The 20354-nt window shown below is 50.8% G+C and carries 20 protein-coding genes; 7 read left to right on the top strand and 13 right to left on the bottom strand.

Features of this window, described 5'->3' with window-relative positions; translation table 11 throughout:
- Positions 1 to 6: 6 nt before the first annotated feature.
- The 3 genes from C7T94_RS03325 to C7T94_RS03315 form a co-directional block, all read right to left on the bottom strand.
- Positions 7 to 1419 (bottom strand): sigma-54-dependent transcriptional regulator, encoded by a 1413-nt coding sequence (locus tag C7T94_RS03325; RefSeq protein WP_107213612.1) that lies wholly within the window; start codon positions 1417 to 1419, stop codon positions 7 to 9.
- 114 nt (positions 1420 to 1533) lie between these two features.
- Positions 1534 to 2310 (bottom strand): enoyl-CoA hydratase/isomerase family protein, encoded by a 777-nt coding sequence (locus tag C7T94_RS03320; protein WP_107213610.1) that lies wholly within the window; start codon positions 2308 to 2310, stop codon positions 1534 to 1536.
- Between the two features lie 2 nt (positions 2311 to 2312).
- Positions 2313 to 2732: a cobalamin B12-binding domain-containing protein gene (locus C7T94_RS03315; protein ID WP_107213608.1), complete on the bottom strand. Its 420-nt coding sequence runs from the start codon at positions 2730 to 2732 to the stop codon at positions 2313 to 2315.
- Positions 2733 to 2839: 107 nt separating this feature from the next.
- Here C7T94_RS03315 and C7T94_RS03310 point away from each other — a divergent pair, with 107 nt between their 5' ends.
- The gene (locus C7T94_RS03310) at positions 2840 to 4492 is read left to right on the top strand and encodes a glutamine--tRNA ligase/YqeY domain fusion protein (RefSeq protein ID WP_107213606.1); all 1653 of its coding nucleotides are present in this window, start codon (positions 2840 to 2842) and stop codon (positions 4490 to 4492) included.
- 47 nt (positions 4493 to 4539) lie between these two features.
- Here the strand turns inward: C7T94_RS03310 and C7T94_RS03305 are convergent, their stop codons facing one another.
- Entirely contained in the window at positions 4540 to 5367 is an 828-nt protein-coding gene (locus C7T94_RS03305; protein WP_107214650.1) for an N-acetylmuramoyl-L-alanine amidase, read from the bottom strand.
- Positions 5368 to 5483: 116 nt separating this feature from the next.
- Between C7T94_RS03305 and C7T94_RS03300 the strand changes: the two genes are divergently transcribed.
- The gene (locus C7T94_RS03300) at positions 5484 to 7154 is read left to right on the top strand and encodes a dipeptidyl-peptidase 3 family protein (protein WP_107213604.1); all 1671 of its coding nucleotides are present in this window, start codon (positions 5484 to 5486) and stop codon (positions 7152 to 7154) included.
- A gap of 8 nt (positions 7155 to 7162) precedes the next feature.
- On the opposite strand, the gene C7T94_RS03295 is transcribed toward C7T94_RS03300, so the two are convergent.
- The 7 genes from C7T94_RS03295 to gltX form a co-directional block, all read right to left on the bottom strand.
- Positions 7163 to 7726, bottom strand: a complete 564-nt coding sequence (locus C7T94_RS03295) for a chemotaxis protein CheB (RefSeq protein ID WP_107213602.1) — start codon at positions 7724 to 7726, stop codon at positions 7163 to 7165.
- Positions 7723 to 8547, bottom strand: coding sequence for a CheR family methyltransferase (locus C7T94_RS03290; RefSeq protein WP_107213600.1), 825 nt, complete (start codon positions 8545 to 8547; stop codon positions 7723 to 7725). Before C7T94_RS03290 ends, C7T94_RS03295 begins: the two co-directional genes overlap by 4 nt.
- 1 nt (position 8548) lies before the next feature.
- Positions 8549 to 8917: a response regulator gene (locus C7T94_RS03285; RefSeq protein WP_107214649.1), complete on the bottom strand. Its 369-nt coding sequence runs from the start codon at positions 8915 to 8917 to the stop codon at positions 8549 to 8551.
- Positions 8918 to 8933: 16 nt separating this feature from the next.
- Positions 8934 to 12527 carry a response regulator gene (locus C7T94_RS03280; RefSeq protein WP_107213598.1) on the bottom strand — a complete coding sequence of 1198 codons (3594 nt, stop codon included), beginning with the start codon at positions 12525 to 12527 and terminating at the stop codon, positions 8934 to 8936.
- Between the two features lie 7 nt (positions 12528 to 12534).
- Complete coding sequence (locus C7T94_RS03275) at positions 12535 to 13641, bottom strand: hybrid sensor histidine kinase/response regulator (protein ID WP_107213596.1); 1107 nt, start codon at positions 13639 to 13641, stop codon at positions 12535 to 12537.
- Positions 13642 to 13759: 118 nt separating this feature from the next.
- On the bottom strand, positions 13760 to 14593 hold the full coding sequence (gene ypfJ, locus C7T94_RS03270; protein WP_107213595.1) for a KPN_02809 family neutral zinc metallopeptidase: 834 nt from the start codon (positions 14591 to 14593) through the stop codon (positions 13760 to 13762).
- A 63-nt stretch (positions 14594 to 14656) separates the two neighbouring features.
- Complete coding sequence (gltX, locus tag C7T94_RS03265) at positions 14657 to 16168, bottom strand: glutamate--tRNA ligase (RefSeq protein ID WP_107213593.1); 1512 nt, start codon at positions 16166 to 16168, stop codon at positions 14657 to 14659.
- A 134-nt stretch (positions 16169 to 16302) separates the two neighbouring features.
- Here gltX and C7T94_RS03260 point away from each other — a divergent pair, with 134 nt between their 5' ends.
- The 5 genes from C7T94_RS03260 to C7T94_RS03240 all read left to right on the top strand — a co-directional run bounded on the left by C7T94_RS03260 (position 16303) and on the right by C7T94_RS03240 (position 19467).
- Positions 16303 to 17517, top strand: a complete 1215-nt coding sequence (locus C7T94_RS03260; protein WP_107213591.1) for a sensor histidine kinase — start codon at positions 16303 to 16305, stop codon at positions 17515 to 17517.
- Positions 17498 to 18019, top strand: a complete 522-nt coding sequence (locus C7T94_RS03255; RefSeq protein WP_107213589.1) for a DinB family protein — start codon at positions 17498 to 17500, stop codon at positions 18017 to 18019. Before C7T94_RS03260 ends, C7T94_RS03255 begins: the two co-directional genes overlap by 20 nt.
- Positions 18016 to 18444: a hotdog fold thioesterase gene (locus C7T94_RS03250; RefSeq protein WP_107213587.1), complete on the top strand. Its 429-nt coding sequence runs from the start codon at positions 18016 to 18018 to the stop codon at positions 18442 to 18444. Before C7T94_RS03255 ends, C7T94_RS03250 begins: the two co-directional genes overlap by 4 nt.
- A 17-nt stretch (positions 18445 to 18461) precedes the next feature.
- Positions 18462 to 19082, top strand: coding sequence for a Crp/Fnr family transcriptional regulator (locus C7T94_RS03245; RefSeq protein ID WP_204353200.1), 621 nt, complete (start codon positions 18462 to 18464; stop codon positions 19080 to 19082).
- A 61-nt stretch (positions 19083 to 19143) separates the two neighbouring features.
- The gene (locus C7T94_RS03240) at positions 19144 to 19467 is read left to right on the top strand and encodes a DMT family transporter (protein ID WP_107213585.1); all 324 of its coding nucleotides are present in this window, start codon (positions 19144 to 19146) and stop codon (positions 19465 to 19467) included.
- A 76-nt stretch (positions 19468 to 19543) separates the two neighbouring features.
- On the opposite strand, the gene C7T94_RS03235 is transcribed toward C7T94_RS03240, so the two are convergent.
- Both C7T94_RS03235 and C7T94_RS03230 read right to left on the bottom strand, forming a co-directional pair.
- Complete coding sequence (locus C7T94_RS03235; RefSeq protein ID WP_107214647.1) at positions 19544 to 20104, bottom strand: DUF2911 domain-containing protein; 561 nt, start codon at positions 20102 to 20104, stop codon at positions 19544 to 19546.
- Between the two features lie 66 nt (positions 20105 to 20170).
- The gene (locus C7T94_RS03230) at positions 20171 to 20353 is read right to left on the bottom strand and encodes a hypothetical protein (protein ID WP_107213583.1); all 183 of its coding nucleotides are present in this window, start codon (positions 20351 to 20353) and stop codon (positions 20171 to 20173) included.
- Position 20354 lies beyond the last annotated feature (1 nt).

The raw sequence follows: 20354 nt of genomic DNA, 5'->3' as shown, positions 1-20354 counted from the left end.
ATACGCTTACTCTTTCCTGCTAATGGCTTTCATTTTATTATACAGCGTTTTACGGTCTATATTCAGCAGCTTTGCGGCTTTTGTCTTGTTGAAATTTACTTCTTTAAGCAACTTGAGAATGGTCTCGTATTCGGCCTCAAGTGCGGCGGCCTTGAGGTCGCGCGGCTTCTCTTCGCTTCTCGGGGCGTGTGCGCGGCTGCTTTCCGCAGGCGTGTTTGAATAGGTGGAAATCTCCAGCGGCAGGGCTTTGAGCTGCACTTCCTCGCCTTCAGTGAGCAGCGTGGCCCGCCTGATCACATTTTTAAGCTCACGCACGTTGCCCGGCCATTTGTAGTTCAGAAAACAGTCGATCACCTCGGGTGAAAAACCCCTGATCTGCCTGTTCAATTCGCGGTTCGCTTCTCCGAGAAAATTTTCTGCAAACAGCAGGATGTCCTTGCCGCGGTCGTGCAGCGGCGGCAAATGAATGGAAAATTCATTAAAGCGGTGGTAAAGGTCTTCGCGAAAACGCCCTTTCTGAATGGCATCCTGCAGGTTTTCATTCGTAGCCACAATCAGGCGCACGTCGAGGTTGATCTCTTTTGTACTTCCAATCCTTTTTACTTTGCGTTCCTGCACCGTACGCAGCAGGATAGCCTGCACGTCGTAAGAAAGATTTCCTACCTCGTCGAGAAAAAGCGTACCACCGTTGGCCATTTCGAAATGGCCTATTTTAGTATAAAGAGCACCGGTAAAGGAGCCCTTTTCATGTCCGAAAAATTCGCTTCCCGCAAGCTCTTTGGTCAGTGAGCCGCAATCCATAGCCACAAAAGGTTTGTCCTTCCGCGGGCTGTTCAGGTGAATACTTTTTGCGACCGATTCCTTTCCTGTTCCGCTTTCGCCGGTCAGGATCACGCTGTAAGAGGTGGGCGCCACCAACTTGATCTGTCTCGTCAGTTCTTTAGACGCACCGCTCTGGCCGACCACAAACGCTTCGTTTTTTATGAACGTAATTTCCGGCTTTTCAAGTTGCCTGACCTCACTGGTTACAACTTTGTTTTTTGTATCGTTCAGGGCGATCTGCGTTTCGATCGCTTTGTTGACTGTATTTAAAATTTCATCGGGATACAGCGGTTTGGTAATGTAATCGTACGCACCGAGCTTGATCAGCTCCACTGCGAGTTTTATATCAGAATAGCCGGTAATGATAATGACGCCCGTTTTTGGATACAGCTCTTTGATTTTGATCAGCATCTCGCGCCCGTCAGTGTCTTCCAGACGATAGTCGCAGAGCACAAGATCATAGGCACCGGCAGCCAGGTGGTCCATTGCCGCCGATCCGCTCAGTGCTGTCGTTACCTCATAAGAATTCCTGGAAAGAAACTTAGATAACAACACGCCGGTGTTAATTTCATCATCAACGATTAATATCTTCTTCATAAGAGCAGGCGCGAAAATTTTTGCGCTCCTGTAAAGATAAACATTTGTCGACAATTCGGGAATTTTTTTCTACAGTGCGGGGCGGCAGCGGGAAAACGGGAAATATTTATCCCACTATTTTCCTTTGAAAACCGGCTTCCTTTTTTCAAGAAATGCCGCAACGCCTTCCTTAAAGTCGGCGGTTCCGAAACAGGCGCCAAAAGCACGGATCTCCGCCTCGAAGCCCGCTGCCGTTCCCGCCTGGTTAATGGCCGAAATGGCCGCGGCAACGGCAAGTGGTGCGCGTTGTACCACCTTGTCCATGATCTCAGTGGCTTTGGCCAGCAGCCCCTCTGCATCTGTGACATGGTTAACCAGTCCCCATTGCAGGGCTTCTTCCGCCTGCAGCATATCGGCGGTGGCAATCAGTTCAAAGGCTTTGCCTTTTCCAACCAATGCGGTAAGCCGCTGTGTGCCGCCGTATCCCGGTATGAGACCCAGCGTAACCTCAGGGAGCCCGAGCCGCGCCTGCCTGCTGGCAATTCTCATGTGGCAGGCCAGCGCCAGTTCGAGCCCGCCGCCGAGGGCAAACCCGTTAATGGCGGCCAGCACCGGCTTGGAACAATTCTCGATCAGGTTAAAAACGGTTTCCTGCCCGCTTCTTGCCAGCTGCTCGCCTTCTTGAACAGAATACGCCGAAAATTCGGAAATGTCTGCGCCCGCTACAAAGGCTTTAGGTCCGGCGCCCGTCAAAATGATCCCGCCAATGCCCGGGTCTGAAGCAGCGTTCGTGATCGCTGCCGAGAGCTCGGCAAGTGTTTCCCGGTTCAGGGCGTTCAGTTTAGCTTCCCGGTTAATGGTAATGGTCTGGATCCGGTTGCGGGTTTCCAGGAGTAAGTTCTGGTACGGCATATCTAAAAATTACGGTTTGTTGCGACCCAGTCGGTGATATACTCTACGATGCTTGACATGCTTGTGCCGGGCGCAAACAATTCGCCCACACCCATTTCTTTCAGGGCTTGCATGTCCTTTTCGGGAATGATACCGCCGCCGGTCAGCAAGACATTGTCGAGCTTCTTTTGCTTCATGATCTCGATCACTTTCGGGAAAACGGTCATGTGTGCGCCAGACAGGATGGAGATACCAATAGCATCCACATCTTCCTGCAGGGCCGCATTGACCACCATTTCCGGTGTTTGCCTGAGGCCTGTATAGATCACCTCCATTCCTGCATCGCGCAGCGAGGTAGCAATGACTTTTGCACCGCGGTCGTGGCCGTCCAGGCCAACCTTGGCCACCAGGACACGAATGGGCCGCTTCAATTCCTTTTCCATGTGCTTTCTGAATGAGGTGGTAAATGTAGAAAATTTAGGTACTTATTCATTAATGCTATCAAAAACAGCGAATGTTCGTACCTTTGCAAACTTATACATAGCAGTTTATGAGCGAAGAGAAATCGTTGAATTTTATTGAAGAGATCATTGAAAACGACCTGAAATCGGGCAAATACCAGACCCTGGTTACACGTTTCCCGCCTGAACCCAACGGCTACCTGCACATCGGGCATGCCAAGGCAATCTGCCTGAATTTCGGGCTCACGAAAAAGTATGGCGGTTATACCAATCTGCGCTTTGACGATACCAACCCGGTAACCGAAAAGACAGAGTATGTAAACAGCCAGCAGGAAGACATCAAATGGCTCGGCTTTGAATGGAAAAACGAACTCCATGCTTCAGACTATTTCGATGAGCTTTACGGCTTTGCGCTTAGACTGATCGATAAGGGACTGGCGTATGTAGACGAAAGCACCTCAGAAGAACTGGCCAAACAAAAAGGAACGCCGACAACCGTTGGCACCAACAGTCCGTTCCGGGACCGCAGCCCTGGCGAAAACCGCGACCTGTTTGAGCGCATGCGTGCCGGCGAGTTTGCCGACGGCAGCATGACCCTGCGGGCGAAGATCGACATGGCCAGCCCGAACATGATCATGCGCGATCCGATCATTTACCGCATTAAACGGGAACACCACCACCGCACCGGCGACAAATGGTGCATTTACCCCATGTACGACTTCGCGCACGGACAAAGCGACAGCATCGAGAACATTACACATTCTATATGCACCCTTGAGTACGTACCGCACCGCGAACTCTATGATTGGTTTATCGAAAAACTGGAGATCTTCCCGTCAAAACAGTATGAATTTGCCAGACTAAACCTGACGTATACGGTCATGAGCAAACGGAAACTTCTTCAGCTTGTCAATGAAAATTTGGTAGACGGCTGGGATGACCCGCGTATGCCTACGATAAGCGGTTTCAGGCGGCGCGGGTACACCCCTGAAAGCATTCTTGAGTTCTGTGATCGCATCGGGATTGCCAAGCGTGAAAATCTCATTGAACTCAGCCTGCTTGAATTCTGTATTCGCGAAGACCTGAACAAGTCGGCAAACCGCGTCATGGCGGTGCTCGACCCGATCAAACTGACGATAAACAACTACCCCGAAGGCCAGACTGAAGTCATGACCGGCGAGAATAATCCCGAAGCAGAAGATAAAGGGGGTACCCGCGAAATTCCCTTCAGCGGTTCACTGTGGATCGAAAGGGAAGATTTTATGGAAGAACCAGCGAAAAAATGGTTCCGCCTGGCACCGGGCGCCATGGTCAGGTTGAAACATGCCTATATTGTCAAATGTGAAGACTTTGTCAAAGACGCAAATGGCCACATAACAGAAGTGATTTGCAGTTATCTGCCCGAATCGAAAAGCGGCAACGACACCAGCGGCGTAAATGTGAAGGGAACGATCCACTGGGTTAGCGCCGCCCATGCGCAGATTGCAGAGGTAAGGTTGTACGACCGTTTGTTCTCGGTGCCGTCGCCTGATGCCGAAGAAGGTGATTTTAAGGATTACCTGAATCCTGCTAGCCTCGAAGTTGTTGAAACGGCTTACATTGAGCCTGCGCTGGCCGGTGCCGCCCCGGGTTCCAGGTTCCAGTTTATCAGGAAAGGGTATTTTGCGGTCGATAAAAATTCGACGCCAGAAAAGCTGATCTTTAACCGCACGGTTACACTGAAAGACAGCTGGAAAAAATAGGTCTTATGGGCCAAATAAAAAAGGCAGCCAATAGGCTGCCTTTTTTATTACATGTATTTCTCATAAACGTTGTAAAGGATCAGCTTGTCGAGCGGGGTCAGTGCCGCAGACAGATCTTTCTGCACAAAGTGGCGCTTAAACGCCACAATCGCAGCGGGCAGGTCACGGGTGTCATACCCCATTAATTTCAGGGCAATTTCAGGTTTAAAATCTGCAGGCGGGTTTTTCAATATCTTGTCGTACCAGAAGCCAAAACCTTTGTACGCCAGCTTGTGCCATGGGAAATTAGCCGGATCAGGTTTACGCTTGGGAGCCAGGTCAGCATGCCCAATAAAATTAGCCTGTGGAATGTTGTATCGTTTCTTCAGTGTTTCCAGCAGCGTGATCAGGCTGTTGATCTGTGCATCTGGCCAGGGCTCCCGGCCGTTGTTGTCGAGTTCGATCCCGATCGAGCTTGAATTCAGGTCGGTATTGTTGCCCCACTTGCCAATGCCGGCATGGTTGGCGCGCAGGTAATCGTTCACCATCTGCACGATCTTGCCATCGCGGCTTACCACATAGTGCGAACTGACTGCAGCGCGTGTAGAATGAAATGTTTTAATGGTTTGCTCGAGGGAGTCTTGCGCGGTGTGATGGATCACTACATAATTCGGTTTCCTGATGCCAAAATTGACCGAACCCACCCACCACTGTTGCTCAGGACTGAAATTCTCAACAGCCTGTTCCTTTGGCGGTGTTGCCCGTACAATCTCTGAAATCTCGCGGGCCTTTTTCTTATACACCTTTTCTGTAGCTGCATATTTTCCTGACCCGCATCCGGCTAACGCGAGTGCTGCAATTGCCGAAAAAAAACCGGCCCGGTATACTTTAAACATCATTTGTGGCGATTTATGTTTGAAAATACGAATATCCGTAAAAAGGCCGGCAATTTGTCAATTTATGTGTTGGCTGTTTTTTTCCTATTTTCGTTGCCGAATCAATTTTCCGCATTATGGCATTATCCTTCAGAACGATCGGCACCTTGCTTGCCTGTACCACCATTGCACTCAGTGCCTGTACGGGAGACCAGCAACGGCAACCGGCCAGCACAGCCAAAGTTGCCGACAGCCTGCAGGATTATGTTTCCCAGCGTCTGCCCATCTATGAGCGGGTCAGGCTCAGCACCGACCTGAACCAGCTTACCGTAACAGAACGTAAAATGCTGCCCTTTCTCATCCAGGCCGCCGAAATCATGGATGAGCTTTTCTGGAAACAGACCTATCCTGCGCGCGACAGCCTGCTTGCCGCAGTAAAGGACGAAAAGACAAGGGAATTTATACAGATCAATTACGGGCCCTGGGACCGCCTGAACGGCGACAAGGCTTTCGTAGCCGGGGTGGGCCCGAAACCCGACGGCGCCGCATTTTATCCCGCCGGCACAACCCGCGAAGAAGTAGAGAAATCAACGCTGAAAGACAAACTTAACCCGTACTCCATTCTGAAGCGCGACAGCACGGGCGCCCTTATCGCTGTGCCTTATCATGTCGCCTTCGCTGCCGAACTGCAAAAGGCCTCGAACCTGCTAAAACAGGCTGCCCTGCTCGCTGAAGACGCCGGCCTGAAAAAGTACCTGAACGCCCGCGCAGACGCACTGGTAACAGACAAGTTCACGGCAAGCGACTATGCCTGGCTAGACATGAAAACTAATGGGCTGGATATCATCATCGGCCCGATCGAAAATTACGAAGACAAGCTTTTTAACGCCCGCACCTCTTACGAGGCCTATGTTCTGGTCAAGGACCGCGAGTGGAGCAAGCGGCTGGCAAAATATGTGACCATGCTGCCCGAACTACAGAAGGGACTGCCGGTGGCCCCCAGGTACAAAGCGGAGAAACCGGGAACAGATTCTGAACTGAATGCGTACGACGTGGTATTTTATGCCGGCGACTGCAATTCAGGGTCTAAAACCATTGCGGTAAACCTCCCGAACGATGAAGAAATTCAACAGAAAAAGGGTACGCGCCGTTCACAGCTCAAAAATGCCATGAAAGCCAAGTTCGATAAAATCCTCATGCCGATTGCACACGAACTGATCGACAAAGACCAGCTGCCGCTGATCAATTTCGATGCTTTTTTCTCGAATGTCATGTTTCATGAGGTAGCACATGGACTGGGTATCAAACAGACTATAAATGGAAAAGGTACCGTTCGCGCGGCGCTGCAAGAACAGACGTCCTGGCTGGAAGAAGGAAAAGCCGATATTCTGGGCCTGTATATGGTTACCGCGCTGGTTAAAAAAGGAGACCTGAAAGGCGACCTGAAGTCGTTTTATACCACGTTTATGGCCGGAATTCTACGCTCGGTCAGATTCGGCGCCGCCAGCGCCCACGGGAAGGCGAACATGCAATGCTTTAATTTCTTTAAAAAAGAAGGCGCCTTTCAGCGTTCAGCCAACGGGACCTACCGTGTCGATTTTGATAAGTTCGGGCTGGCCATGAACAAGCTGAGTAATGTAATCGTTACCCTTCAGGGAAACGGGGACCGCGAAGGCGTGGCAAAATTACAACGGGAAATGGCTGTTATTCCGGCAGACCTCCAGGCAGACCTGGACCGTCTGAGCAGGAATGGCATTCCTGTCGATGTCGTTTTTGACCAGGGAGCCGATGTACTCGGCATGAAATAAGTAGCCCGTTAGGTGTTGAGGCCGTTGATAAATTGCGCCATCTCTTCTGGCGTCAATTGTCCGTCAATAGCAACCCGCTCTGCTCCCTGGGCGGGCATGTACGGCACCTGGGCCGTATCAGGGTGCTGAACAAATGCCCGGCCATCCTGCGCTTTAACCGCCTGCAGCCCCTCGACCCCGTCTGCATTTGAACCTGATAGCAGGATACAAATCAATTTATCCCGGTAAACATCTGCTGCAGTTTGGAAAGAAACGTCGATTGACGGACGGGAATAATTGACTTTTTCTGAATAATCGAGCGATAAGGTGCGGGTTTGTTCAACCAGCAGGTGGTAGTCTGCGGGAGCAATGTATACCCAGCCGTTTTCCAACGCCTCTTTTTCTTCGGCCTCTTTAACCCGGAGCGTGGTGCGCGAGGCGAGCAGATCGCTGAGCAGCGAGTCTGTACCGCGCTTTCGGTGAACGATGATGACAATCGGGAATGAAATATCAGCCCTCAGGCCGGGAAAAACCTTAAGCAGCACATCGAGACTGCCTGCTGAACCACCGATAAACAGAGCTTCGCAATTCATGATGATCGTTTCCTCCAGATTTTTTGGCCCGGTATCCGTTTGTATACCTTGGCGATGCTTGTAAAGTCAATTGTTTCTTTTGAGCCCAGAGCCAGGTAGCCCAGGCTTTCCAGGCTGTTGTCAAAAAGTTCCAGCACCTTGGCCTGCAGGTTCCTTTCAAAATAAATCAGCACGTTCCGGCAAAGGATTAACTGAAATTCATTGAATGAATGGTCAGAAACCAGGTTATGGGTAGAAAAGATGATCTTTGACCGGAACAGGTCGTCGAACTTGGCACTGTTGTAATTTGCCGTGTAATACGCAGAAAAGTCATTTTTACCGCCGCTGCCAATATAATTTTCAGAATACTGTTTCATATAGGCCAGCGGAAAGGTACCGCGGCCGGCCCGTTCAAGTACCGCCGGGTTCAGGTCTGTTGCGTAGATCAGCGCCTTTTGAAGCAGGTTATGCTCATGCAGCAAAATGGCCATGGAATAAGCCTCTTCTCCGGTGGAGCATCCGGCAAGCCAGATCCTGATCATGGGATAGGTGCCAAGGTTGGGCAGGACCTCCTTGCGCAGGGCGCTGTAAAACTCGGGGTCGCGGAACATTTCGGTCACATTTACTGTGATCTGTTCAACAAAACGCTTAAAATAGATCGGGTCGGTCTGCAGCCGGTACCGGAACTCGGCGAAGCTTACAAATTTGTCAAGGCCGAAGAGCCTGTTAACACGCCGTTTAAGCGAGGCCCGTGTGTAATCGGTAAAATCATACCCATACCACTCCAGTAAATCTGATAGCAAAAATTCGAGCTGTTCGTCATTTATCGTATGGGTTGTCAACTTAAACGGTATATTGCTTTAGCAGGTTCATCAAATCCTCAACATTGATGGGCTTGGAAATGTAAGCGTCTGCGCCCGCATCCAGGCATCGTTCGCGGTCGCCGACCATGGCCTGGGCCGTCACGGCAATTACCGGTACAGCAGCCATTTCATCGCTCTTCCTAATCCTGGACAAGGCTTCATAGCCGTCCATTTCCGGCATCATCATGTCAAGCAGTACTACAGCTATGCCTCCGGCCGAAAGCATGTCAAGTCCTTCCGCCGCGCTTAACGCCGAAACACAGCTGTACCCTTTTGCCTTTAGAACCGCCTTAAGCGCGAAAATGTTTCTGCTGTCGTCATCAATAATGAGAATTTTTTGCTTTTCCATCTGCACAGGTTTTTTGCTAAACTGCATCGTACAGCCAAACCCGAAGCAGGGATATAAGCTGATCGATATCAACGGGTTTCGAAATGTAGTCAGATGCGCCGGCCGCTATACATTTTTCACGGTCGCCCATCATGGCTTTTGCTGTCACAGCAAGTATGGGAAGGTTTTTGAAGCTATGGATCTTCCTGATCTCACGAATAGATTCGTAGCCGTCCATTTCAGGCATCATCATGTCCATGAGCACCACATTGATACCCGGGTTTTTCTTGAGTATTTCGAGCGCCTCTTTCCCGTCTGTCGCGGGAATGACCTTCATTTTATGCTGCTCGAGTGCTTTAGTGATCGAAAAAATGTTCCGCACGTCATCATCGGCGATCAAAACGGTCTTTTCCCGCAACACCTCGCGCATGGCCCCCAGGACCGGGCTTGCTCCCGCCTTCTTGTCTTCGGTCTTTTCTTCCACCAGGTGAAGAAAAAGCGCGGCCTCATCCAGGATGCGCTGGTAGGAATGCGCCGTTTTTACGACGATTGAATCGGCATATTGCCGGATACGCCGCTCCTCTCCCTTTGAAAGATTTTTGCCGGTGAAGATGATGATCGGCAGGTTTTCCAGCCCGGGGTTCTGTTTAATCACCTCCAGCGTATCATAGGCTGTTTTGTCAGGCACACCCATGTCCAGGATCACACAGTTCACTTCGCTCTTTTGCAGGGCATCCACGCCTGAGCTTACATTGTCGACAATCTCGGTCTGGATATTGAAATTGCTTAAAAAATAACTCAGCGCCTTGGCGTGCTGCTGGTTTTCCTCCACGATGAGCACCTTTTTCGGATGCTTGCTGAGTGCATCTTCCAGCTTTCGGAAGATTTGCTGCATATGCTCAATGGCAACCGGTTTATTGATAAAGTCTACCGCTCCCTTGAGCAGGCTCTCCTTTTTCACTTCAAGTGAGGACATGATGTGAACAGGTATGGGCCGGGTCTGCTGGTTTGATTTGAGTTCCTGCATTACCTCCCAGCCGTCTTTTACGGGCAGCTGGATATCGAGCAGGATGGCCAGCGGATTAAACTTTTGTGCCATTTCAATACCCACATCTCCCCGAACGGCAACAATGCCTTTATAGCCGCGTTTCCGGGTAAAATCAAGCAGGACTTTCGCAAAAGAGGTATCATCTTCGATGATCAGAATGACCTTATCGCCCGGATTGATCTCATTGCGGTCGTCTGCCACGTCGAGCGGGATGCGTGCAACACGGTGTGTTTCCGGTATCGTGTCGGCTTCTGCCGTAATGGCTTCAACAGGTACAGGCACCAGCGCAACCTCTTCTTCCAGTACCGCCTGCACTTTGGTGGCATCACGCGGCAGCACGATGCTGAACGTACTTCCTTTGCCTTCAACACTTTTCAGGGAAATTTCACCGCCAAGTAACTTGGCCAGCTCCCGGCTGATGGACAGCCCCAATCCTGTGCCGCCGAAGCGTCGGCGGGTAGAGCCGTCTGCCTGCTGAAAGGCTTCGAAAATCATAGCCTGTTTGTCGCGCGCAATGCCTATTCCGGTGTCGGTAACTGAGAACCGCACAAAATCCGGGCTCTTATGCGGAGCTACACTCAGGATAACCTGCCCCTCGGCCGTAAACTTGATAGCGTTTGAAAGGAGATTTTTGAGTACCTGCTCAAGCCGCATTTTGTCTGTGAACAGGCTGTCAGGAACACCGGGTTGCTCATCAATGACCAGCTTCAGGCCCTTGTTTGTGGCCTGGGGGTCAAAGAGCAGGCGCATGTCTTGCAGCACCTCGCTCACCTGGATGGTCTGGCGCTCGAGGGTCATTTTTCCGGCTTCGATCTTGGATAAGTCCAAAATTTCATCGATCAGCGCGAGCAGCCCCTGTCCGGAACTCTGTATCACTTCAGCATATTCAACATATTCCTTTTCAATTTCCTGGTTTTCAGAAAGCAGCTTGGAAAGCAGCAGGATGGAATTAAGCGGCGTGCGCAATTCATGCGACATGTTAGCCAGGAACTCTGATTTATATTTTGTGCTCTGTTCAAGCTGTGCGGCCTTCACCTGGATGTCTGCGTTGCGCTCTTCAATCAGCTGGTTTTTTTCTTCGAGCAAGGCACTTCGTTCTTCGAGTTCCTGGTTGCTTTGCAGCAATTCTTCCTGCTGTACGCGCAATTCTTCTTCAGATGCCTGGAGTTTTTGCGTTTGTGCCTCAAGCTCAGCATTCAGGCCTTCCAGTTCATTGTGCTGTACCTGCAGCTCCTCAGACTGTGCCTGCGTTTCTTCAAGCAGCTCCTGGAGCCTCCGTCTGTTTTGAGCCGAGAACAGGGCCAGGCCAACGTTTTCCGCGATGCGATTTAGCAGCATCAGGTCGATCTGACTGTAGGGCTCAAGCGATGCGAGTTCGAGCACGGCAATGCATTGACCATAACGTAAAATGGGCTGTGCAACGATGTACCCCGGTTTCAGCTGGCCGGTGGCATGCGATAAGACAATGTCAGCTTCGCGTACGCCTTCAACCTGCAGCGCTTTAAGCGATTTTGCCGCCTGCCCCAAAAGTCCGCTGCCCATTTCGATTTCGGTCAACACCCGCGTTTTGTCAAGCCCGTAGCCGCCTGTCAGGTATAACTTATTGTCTAACCCGAGAACGTACATGGCCCCCACCACGCTTTCTGTATACTGTGCCAGGGTTTCTACCACATCCTCTACCAGCTGAACCTCATTTTTCTCGCCGACCATTTTGTTATTGAGGTTAGCGATGCCGGTTTGCAGCCACTCTTCGTCTGCCAGCCGGCCGAACGATTCCTGGAGCGACTGGGCCATGGCATTCATGCTCCCCGCAAGGGAGCCTAACCCATCCTTAATGTCGGCCTGGTCCATCCTGATGTTGTAATCTCCTGATGAGATCTGGGCGGCAACTGCTTGTATGGCTGCGATCCGTCGGTCTATCTCCCGGTTCTTGCGGTCAAGTTCGTTAGCCAGCTTCATACGCGCATCAAAGTCATTCGATACGCGGTAATAAAAGAAACTGGTAATGAGAACAGAGAGGAGCGCCGCGATGACAATCAGGACCGGCGTATAACGCGCCAGTTTGGTCTGGTCGGCTGTGCGCTCTGCCAGCAGCCGGCGTTCTTCTGCGGCCATGGCCGTTACAACGGCCCGTGCTTCGTCCATGTACTCTTTGCCGGTAATAAGCGTCGAATTGGCAATACCGATGCCGTTTGCCCGGGCGGCGATACTTTGCCGCAAAATGTCGAGCCGTTTGACGATGATCTCGCGCAACACGGCTATATTCTTTTGCTGAAGCGGATTGTCGGCCGTTTTTGTTTCTACCTGATTCAGCAAGAGTTGCGCACGGTCGCTGGCCCCGTTATAAGGTTCCAGAAAGGCCTTATCACCGGTAAGGAGGTACCCGCGCTGCCCCGTCTCGGCATCTTTCAATGTAGAAAGGATTTGTTCCAGGTTTCGCAGGATATCATTGGTTTTGGTGACCATGCCTGATGCTTTGTTCAGGTTCTGCAGGCTGATGAAAGAAGCCAATGAACTGATAACAAGCAACAGCAGCGACAGGCCAAGGCCAAGCCGCAGATTACTTTTTAATTTTGCACTCATAGTTTTACTAGTGGGCTGCTATCTTGAAGTGAAATTCAGATCCTTCCCCGGGCTGGCTGGTCACACTGATCTCCCCCTTGTGCCGCCTGATGATTTCTGAACAAATGTACAGGCCGATTCCAAGACCCTGGAACCGGTTAGATGGTTCTTCTACGCGGTAAAATTTATCGAACACTTTGGTCTGTTGTTCTTTTGGTATGCCCAGACCTTTGTCTTTGACCTTTAAAAAGAAGAAGCCGTTCTCGATCCCGGTTGTAACCCAGATGTCGGTTTGCCCGGGCGAATATTTGATCGCATTCGTTAAAAGGTTAACAAAAACCTGCTCGATACGCATTTCATCGGCAAATATCTCGGTACCAGCTCTGCCCTCCAGATGAATATTCATGTGCGGGTTTGACTGGTGCATAACTTCGATCACGCTGCTGATCATCATATCGACATCGAAAGGCTTCATGTTCAGCTTCAGCTTTCCGCTTTCGATTTTCGACATGTCAAGCAGGTCTGCGATCAGGTCGTTTAACTTTTCGAGCTGGATCTGGGATTTTTTGAGGTGCTTTTTCAGCGTTTCGGTATCACCTTTGTCAATGCTCCTTTCAAGCAATTGGATATATCCTTTTACGCTGGTTAATGGGGTTTTCAGCTCATGGCTCGCAATGCTGATAAATTCATCTTTTTTGTATTCTGCAGCCTTGCGGTACTCAATTTCCTCGAGGAGTGCCTTTTGCATTTCATTCAGCTTGCGGTTCTGCTCATAAATGCGGTAAAAAGTTTTGACCTTGAGCAGCAGAATGTTGATATCAACAGGTTTGGTTATATAATCGAGACCTCCTGAAGAATAGCCCTTTGTAATAAAACGGGTCTCGGTATTTACGGCCGAAAGAAAAATAATGGCGGTATCTTTTGTTTTGCTGTAGCCGGAGATGGCCTCAGCCACTTCGAAACCATCCATACCGGGCATTTGCACATCGAGAATGATGAGGACATATTCGTTTTTCAGCACCTTTTTCAGCGCCTCTTCTCCTGAAGACGCTGTATCAATTTCGAATCCACCGTGTTCCAGAACTTTTTTTAGGGAAGTCAGATTTTCGGGGGTGTCGTCAACTAATAGGATCATCTATGTGCGGTTTTATCGGCCCAATCTTAAGGAAGTTGTAAAGAAAAACATTTTAAGCCGATTATTCAATAGTTGTTTGATTTATGCGGTTAAACACCGGTATGAAAACCGGTTACTTTTAAAGTCCGGCGGCATTGAAGGTATCGCCTTGCCTGAAATCGCCGGTATCAAAACCCTTTTTGAACCAGTACATTCGTTGTTGCGAGGTTCCGTGCGTAAAGGCATCAGGAACGACTTCGCCCTGTGCCTGCTTTTGAAGCCGGTCATCGCCAATGGCATTGGCTGCCGTCAGCGCCTCTTCCAGGTCGCCCGCCTCAAGCTGGAATTCTTTCAGGTTCTGTGCGTGGTGCGCCCAGAGTCCGGCCAGGAAATCAGCCTGGAGTTCAAGCTTGACAGAAAGACGGTTATACTCGGTTTCGCTCAGCCGGCCGCGCGCCTGCTGAAGTTTGTCTGAAATGCCAAGCAGGTTTTGCACATGGTGACCTACCTCATGGGCAATGACATAAGCCTGCGCAAAGTCGCCGCCGGCACCGAACCGGTCACGCAACTCATCATAAAACGAAAGGTCAATGTATACTTTTTGGTCGCCCGGACAGTAGAAAGGTCCCACCGCGGCCGATGCGCCGCCACAGGCCGACTGAACCTGGTTCTTGAACAACCGCAGCCGCGGATGTTCATACTGCCTGCCCATTTCACGGAACTGCGCATCCCATACCTGTTCGGTCGAAGCCAGCACCCCAGAAACGAATTGCGCCTGCGTGTCGTTCTGTGGCACACCCTGCTTCACCGTTCCCTGTTCTGTACCTGGAATCTGGCTAACCAGACCCGTAAAATCTTTTCCAAAGATCAAGCCGAGGATCACGACAACAATGCCGATGCCCCCGCCAAGTATGGTGCCCCCGCCACTTCTGCCATCTTCAACGTTATCGCTGCCTTTGCCGAACCATTTCATAGTTTAAATTTTAGGAAATACCCGGTCTTAGCACAATTGTTTTGCCAATCTTAAGAGAAGCACCTAGCTGTTGAAAACGCTGAGCGCTTTGCTAATGCGTTTCTGCACTTCCTCAGTTCCCAGAAGCAGCGCGATATCAAAAACACCCGGGCCAAATTTACCGCCCACGAGCATGACCCGCAGGGGCAGCATGAGCTCTCCGGGCTTGAAACCACTGCTCTCGGCCAATTGTTTAAACCCAGCCTCTACTGCAGCTGCATCATTGCCGGCAGCAAAGCCGGCAGCAAAGCTTTCAAAAAAGGCAGATTTTTCAGGGCTCCATTTTCCTTTCACGGCGGCCAGGTCGTAGTCTGCCGGTTGTCTGAAAAAATACGCAGCCTGGCTGCTGAAATCGGCCAGCAGTGTACAACGTTCTTTAACCAGGTCAATAACCTGCTGCAGGTAGGCCTCATCTTCTGCCATGATCCCCGAATCGGCCAGTACGGGTCTGACCAGGGTGGCAAGTGCTGCGCTGTCGAGGTTCTTTATCCACTCGTGGTTGAACCATTTTGCTTTTTCGAAATCAAATTTGGCGCCGGCCTTACTGATCCGCTCAGGGTCAAAAGCCTCGACCAGTTCGTCAAGGCTAAACAGTTCCCGGTCGGTGCCGTCATTCCAGCCCAGCAGGGCCAGCATGTTTACAAATGCATCAGGCAAAAACCCGCGCTCGCGAAAACCTTCTGTAAGCGTTCCGGTTTTAGGGTCTATCCAATTCATGGCATATACCGGAAAACCAAGCCGGTCTCCGTCGCGTTTGCTGAGCTTGCCGTTGCCGTCCGGTTTAAGAATGAGCGGCAGGTGTGCCCATTTCGGCATACTGGCCTCCCAGCCCAGGTATTTCCACAGCAGGATGTGCACAGGTGCTGAAGGCAGCCATTCCTCACCCCTGAAAACATGTGAGATTTCCATTGCTTTGTCATCGACCACGACAGCCAGGTGGTAAGTAGGCATTCCATCGGCCTTCAGCAGTACTTTGTCATCAACGATCGAGGTGTCAAAATTCACATCGCCGCGAATCAGGTCATTAAAATAAACATTTTCATCCTCAGGGACCTTGATCCGGATCACGTGCGGCACTCCCTCCTGCAACAGCTGACTTACCTCGTGCGGGGTCATGACCAGGGAATTGCGCAGCGAAAGGCGCGTAGCCTGGCCATACTGGAAGTTCGGCGTTTCTTTGCGTCGAGCGTCGAGTTCTTCAGGCGTGTCAAAAGCGTAATAGGCAAAACCTTCATCGACCAGCTGTTCGGCAAAGGCCCTGTACGTCACCTTTCGCTCGCTTTGGCGATAGGGTGCATGGGGCCCGCCGCGCAGCGGACTTTCGTCGGGCTCAATGCCGCACCAGCTCAGGCAGGCGTTGATGTAAGCTTCTGCACCGTCAACGAAGCGGGTCTGATCGGTATCTTCTACCCGCAGAATAAAGGTTCCGTTGTTCTTGCGGGCAAACAGGTAGTTGAAAAGAGCCGTCCGCACACCGCCAAGGTGCAGGCCTCCGGTTGGGCTTGGCGCAAATCGCACGCGTATTTTTTGATCCATACTGACAAAAGGTTCTGAAAGACAGCAGAAGGCGTTTCCGCCCCCTGTCCTGGTGGCAAAGATAGGTTTTTCATGTGGTTTGCTCCCGTTCCTGCCGGATATGAAAGCGAATTTGTATTTTGGCCGTTCATTCTATGAATCCATATCAACAGAAGCGGCGCAGAAAATTTTTCCTGCTCATCTTTGCCCTGGTTATCGGCACAGCCTCGGTGTTCTACACTGATTTCTTTGTCAAGAAAATGGAGCGGGAAGAGCGCGTGCAGTTTCAATTATGGGTGAAAGCGGCCGAAAAACGTTTCGAACTGTACGATGATAACCGGTATACCGAGATCATCGACATGATCAACAAGAGCAGCACCGTACCGGTTATCCTTACCGACATGGAAGATGCCATCATTGCGGTCAACAACCTTGACACGACCAAACGGCACATCAAACTGGACGATTCGCCAAAAGCCATTGCCGATTCCATTTATTTTCAGAACCAGCTGGCTACGATGAAAAAGCAGCACCGGCCCATCCCCATAGCCGGCCTGTATGGCACTGAATACAAGGTTTATTACAAGGATTCCTTTATCCTGACGCAGCTCCGTTATTTTCCGTACATCCAATTAGCGGTGGTCGCAGTCTTCCTGCTTGCCGCCTACGTGGCCTTCAGCTCGGCACGCAAACTGGAACAGGATCAGGTCTGGGTAGGCCTGGCCAAAGAGACGGCCCACCAGTTGGGAACCCCCATTTCTTCGCTGATGGCCTGGATGGAGATCATTAAATCCCGCTTCGGTTCGGAAGATGACCAGCTGTTCCTGGAAATGGAAAACGATATTCAGCGGCTGGAAGTTGTTACAGACCGTTTTTCAAAAATTGGCTCCAAACCCATCCTCGATGACCATACCGTATTCATCGTGGTCAGGAATTTCGTCGAATATTTTAAGGTCAGAACATCAGACAAAATCAAATTCCGGGTAACCGGCGATGAACAGGTCCGGGCCATGCTGAACGTTCCGCTGTTTGACTGGGTACTTGAGAACCTGTTGAAAAACGCAGCCAACGCCATTGAAAACGATGGAAATATTACCATAGAGATCATTGAAAACCTGGCAAAAGAACAGGTCTTCATCGATGTGCACGACACGGGCAAAGGTATTCCACGCTCCAAATTCGACGCCGTTTTCCAGCCGGGTTATACCACACGCAAACGCGGCTGGGGCCTTGGCCTTTCGCTTACCCGGCGCATGGTAGAAAATTACCACAGCGGACAGATCTTTGTCAAAGATTCTGAGCTGGGCAAAGGCACCACTTTCAGGATCATTCTTAAAAGCAGTTTGAAATATGAACCGACCACAGCCTGATGAATATGCTTCCTGGGGAGGCACTTACATTGAAAAAGTAACCGGAGACCTGTTTGAAGACCTGGAAAACCAAGTTACCGCATTAACCGGCACGCTGCTGCGTTACCCGGAGCTTGCAAATTTCGCCTATGCGCCGGGAAAATGGACCATCAAGGAACTGCTCGGTCATATGATCGATACTGAACGCATCCTGGCATACCGGTTAACGACATTTGTTCGCAACGACCAAACCCCACTGCCGGGTTTCGAGGAAGACGACTACGTGCGTTTTGCCGGTTTTGCCGACAGGGAACTTGAGGATCTTGTAGGCGAATTCGTGTTGCTGAGGCAGGCAAACCTGCATTTTTTCCACTCAATTACCCCTGCGCAGCTGGACCGCCGCGGCTATATGGCCGATGGCCGCAGCATTACTGCCCGGGCTTTACTTTACGTGATTGCCGGACATGTTAATCACCACATGCAGGTGCTTGAATCAAGGTACATTAACGAGCAGCCTGCATGATCTGGTTTAAGCCTTTTACCATCGACATGCTGAACAGCAGGCCGGCAAACCACTTGGGCGGACTGCTGGATATCAGGTTTACGCGCGCCGGGGAAGATGAATTGGAAGCCACCATGCCGGTCGATGACCGCACCCGGCAACCCGCAGGCATCCTGCATGGCGGCGCCTCTGCAGTGCTCGCCGAAACACTCGGAAGTGTGGCGTCGACCCTTTGCATTGATACAGATAAATACATGGCGGTCGGCCTGGAGATCAACGCGAACCACCTCAGGCCCGTGAAAAGCGGCCTGGTCAGAGGCGTTTGCAAGATGGTACACCGCGGCGCAAAAACCCATGTCTGGGATATCAGGATAGTTGACGAACGCGGTAAAATGAATTGCATTAGCCGGCTTACAGTGGCCATCGTTCCACGGCCTGCAGCTTAGACAAATCCGGCATGCCCATGGCCGGCTTTTTTCGACTCGACCAATCATTTCCTGACCAGCATACGCATGTTTTGAAAACGACGATAGCAGCCATACAACAGATCTACACGCTCGGCGAACCGGCGCTGAACCGGTTCACCGGTTTGTTGACGCGCATGGAACAGACGCGCGCCTCACTGCTCATTGAAGCGGGCAAAGTGGAACAATACCTGTATTTTATCGAAACAGGCCTGGCCCGGGCCTATGTAAATGGCGAGAACCAGCAGATCAACATCTGGTTTGGCAAGGAAGGCGATGTCATGCTGTCCTTTAACAGTTATATCTACCGCAAACCGGGCTACGAAAATATCGAATTGCTGGAAGATGCGGTTCTTTACCGCCTCAACCATCACCAGCTTCAGAACCTGTACCGCAATGATCTGGAAATTGCCAACTGGGGAAGGAAATTTGCAGAAAAGGAGCTGGTCAAAACCGAAGAGCGTTTTATTTGCAGACAGTTTAAAACAGCCAAAGAACGTTACCTTGAACTGATCGCCGACACTCCTGAGCTGCTGCGGCGCATGCCTTTGGGGCACATTGCCTCTTACCTGGGGGTAAGCCCGGTAACGGTTAGCCGCATCCGCGCCGAAGTGCGCTGATTTTTTAACAAATGTAAATTCCTGTGCGGGCCTGCTGACTTACCTTTGGCAAAAAAATACCATGAGCTGGATTTATCTTATTATCGCAGGCCTGTTCGAAATTGGTTTTACGACCTGCCTGAGCCTGTCAGAAAACTTCAAAAAACCTGTGTGGACGGCTGGTTTTCTCGTGTCGGTTACCCTGAGCATGTGGCTGTTAAATAAGGCCACCCAAACATTGCCAATGGGAACAGCTTATGCCGTATGGACCGGCATTGGTGCTGTAGGTACGGTTGCCGTGGGCATGATCTTTTTCAACGAACCCACCAATTTTCTGCGGCTGTTTTTTCTGAGTACATTGATTTTGTCTATTGTGGGGCTGAAGTTTTTCGCCGGCGGACACTAAACCACACACTGCACACCAGCGTGTGCCTGTTAGCGCTGACCGGTCTGCCCCGGCAGGAATATGTAACAAACGGCGTTTATTTCTTGAAGCTGAACGGGACGGCGACAATGGTGTCGTCCCAGCCAATGACGAGATTTGCACCGCTGGCGGTGTCTTCGAAAGTCATGGACAAAGCCTGGATCACTTTTGCGCTTTTGCGGATATTTACATCCGTGCGCAGCACGTCTTTAGATGCATCATAGCTAAACGCACCCCATTTGTCGGTCTGCCGGTTAATGATAATGGTCCATTTGTCCTTTTGCGGAATAACAAACAGGCTGTAATTGCCCTTGCTGATTTTCTTTCCGTTTAGTTTTACACTTTTATAAAACCGGATCTCCGTGCTTTCATTTGCGCCGGCCCGCCACACATTTCCGAACTGCTCGAGTACACCAAAAATTTCGCGGCCCTTCTTCTGCGGACGTGAATAAATGACTCGGACAACGGGAGTCGCCTCCGTAGATTTGTCTTTTGCAACATTCAGCGGATAATAAAGAATATCAGCCGGGCTCGAATCTAGGATCGGGAATTTCGTCTCCTGGGCTGAGGCGAACAGGGCGCTGGCGCTGATGAACAGGATCAGGAACAATCGTTTCATGCGAACATTAAGAAAAAGAAGTGGAGCGGCAGCATGGCTGTGCCTGGTGGCCTGCCGCAAAAACAATTAGTATGTTCTTCCTTTGACAAGGACGTTCAGGAACAGGCCGCCGGTCAGGAAACCAAGCAGGGCACCCAAAACGGCATAACCAAAACTTCCGGTTACAATGATTCCGGTTACAAGGCCAAAGAGAAGACCCATCACATAGTAAACCCAGTCAAAGTTGTTTTTATTTTCTTGCGTGCTCATG

Origin of the sequence: Pedobacter yulinensis (assembly GCF_003029735.1) — a bacterium.
Lineage (GTDB): Bacteria > Bacteroidota > Bacteroidia > Sphingobacteriales > Sphingobacteriaceae > Pedobacter > Pedobacter yulinensis.
Note: the sequence above shows the minus strand (reverse complement) of the source record. Positions and strands in the feature narration are given on the sequence as shown.

What these genes read in the sequence shown, in the direction of transcription:
- C7T94_RS03325 (WP_107213612.1), bottom strand. Translation starts at nt 1,419, where the DNA reads ATGAAGAAGATATTAATCGTTGATGATGAAATTAACACCGGCGTGTTG.
- C7T94_RS03320 (WP_107213610.1), bottom strand. Translation starts at nt 2,310, where the DNA reads ATGCCGTACCAGAACTTACTCCTGGAAACCCGCAACCGGATCCAGACC.
- C7T94_RS03315 (WP_107213608.1), bottom strand. Translation starts at nt 2,732, where the DNA reads ATGGAAAAGGAATTGAAGCGGCCCATTCGTGTCCTGGTGGCCAAGGTT.
- C7T94_RS03310 (WP_107213606.1), top strand. Translation starts at nt 2,840, where the DNA reads ATGAGCGAAGAGAAATCGTTGAATTTTATTGAAGAGATCATTGAAAAC.
- C7T94_RS03305 (WP_107214650.1), bottom strand. Translation starts at nt 5,367, where the DNA reads ATGTTTAAAGTATACCGGGCCGGTTTTTTTTCGGCAATTGCAGCACTC.
- C7T94_RS03300 (WP_107213604.1), top strand. Translation starts at nt 5,484, where the DNA reads ATGGCATTATCCTTCAGAACGATCGGCACCTTGCTTGCCTGTACCACC.
- C7T94_RS03295 (WP_107213602.1), bottom strand. Translation starts at nt 7,726, where the DNA reads ATGAATTGCGAAGCTCTGTTTATCGGTGGTTCAGCAGGCAGTCTCGAT.
- C7T94_RS03285 (WP_107214649.1), bottom strand. Translation starts at nt 8,917, where the DNA reads ATGGAAAAGCAAAAAATTCTCATTATTGATGACGACAGCAGAAACATT.
- C7T94_RS03280 (WP_107213598.1), bottom strand. Translation starts at nt 12,527, where the DNA reads ATGAGTGCAAAATTAAAAAGTAATCTGCGGCTTGGCCTTGGCCTGTCG.
- C7T94_RS03275 (WP_107213596.1), bottom strand. Translation starts at nt 13,641, where the DNA reads ATGATCCTATTAGTTGACGACACCCCCGAAAATCTGACTTCCCTAAAA.
- ypfJ (WP_107213595.1), bottom strand. Translation starts at nt 14,593, where the DNA reads ATGAAATGGTTCGGCAAAGGCAGCGATAACGTTGAAGATGGCAGAAGT.
- gltX (WP_107213593.1), bottom strand. Translation starts at nt 16,168, where the DNA reads ATGGATCAAAAAATACGCGTGCGATTTGCGCCAAGCCCAACCGGAGGC.
- C7T94_RS03260 (WP_107213591.1), top strand. Translation starts at nt 16,303, where the DNA reads ATGAATCCATATCAACAGAAGCGGCGCAGAAAATTTTTCCTGCTCATC.
- C7T94_RS03255 (WP_107213589.1), top strand. Translation starts at nt 17,498, where the DNA reads ATGAACCGACCACAGCCTGATGAATATGCTTCCTGGGGAGGCACTTAC.
- C7T94_RS03250 (WP_107213587.1), top strand. Translation starts at nt 18,016, where the DNA reads ATGATCTGGTTTAAGCCTTTTACCATCGACATGCTGAACAGCAGGCCG.
- C7T94_RS03245 (WP_204353200.1), top strand. Translation starts at nt 18,462, where the DNA reads ATGGCCGGCTTTTTTCGACTCGACCAATCATTTCCTGACCAGCATACG.
- C7T94_RS03240 (WP_107213585.1), top strand. Translation starts at nt 19,144, where the DNA reads ATGAGCTGGATTTATCTTATTATCGCAGGCCTGTTCGAAATTGGTTTT.
- C7T94_RS03235 (WP_107214647.1), bottom strand. Translation starts at nt 20,104, where the DNA reads ATGAAACGATTGTTCCTGATCCTGTTCATCAGCGCCAGCGCCCTGTTC.
- C7T94_RS03230 (WP_107213583.1), bottom strand. Translation starts at nt 20,353, where the DNA reads ATGAGCACGCAAGAAAATAAAAACAACTTTGACTGGGTTTACTATGTG.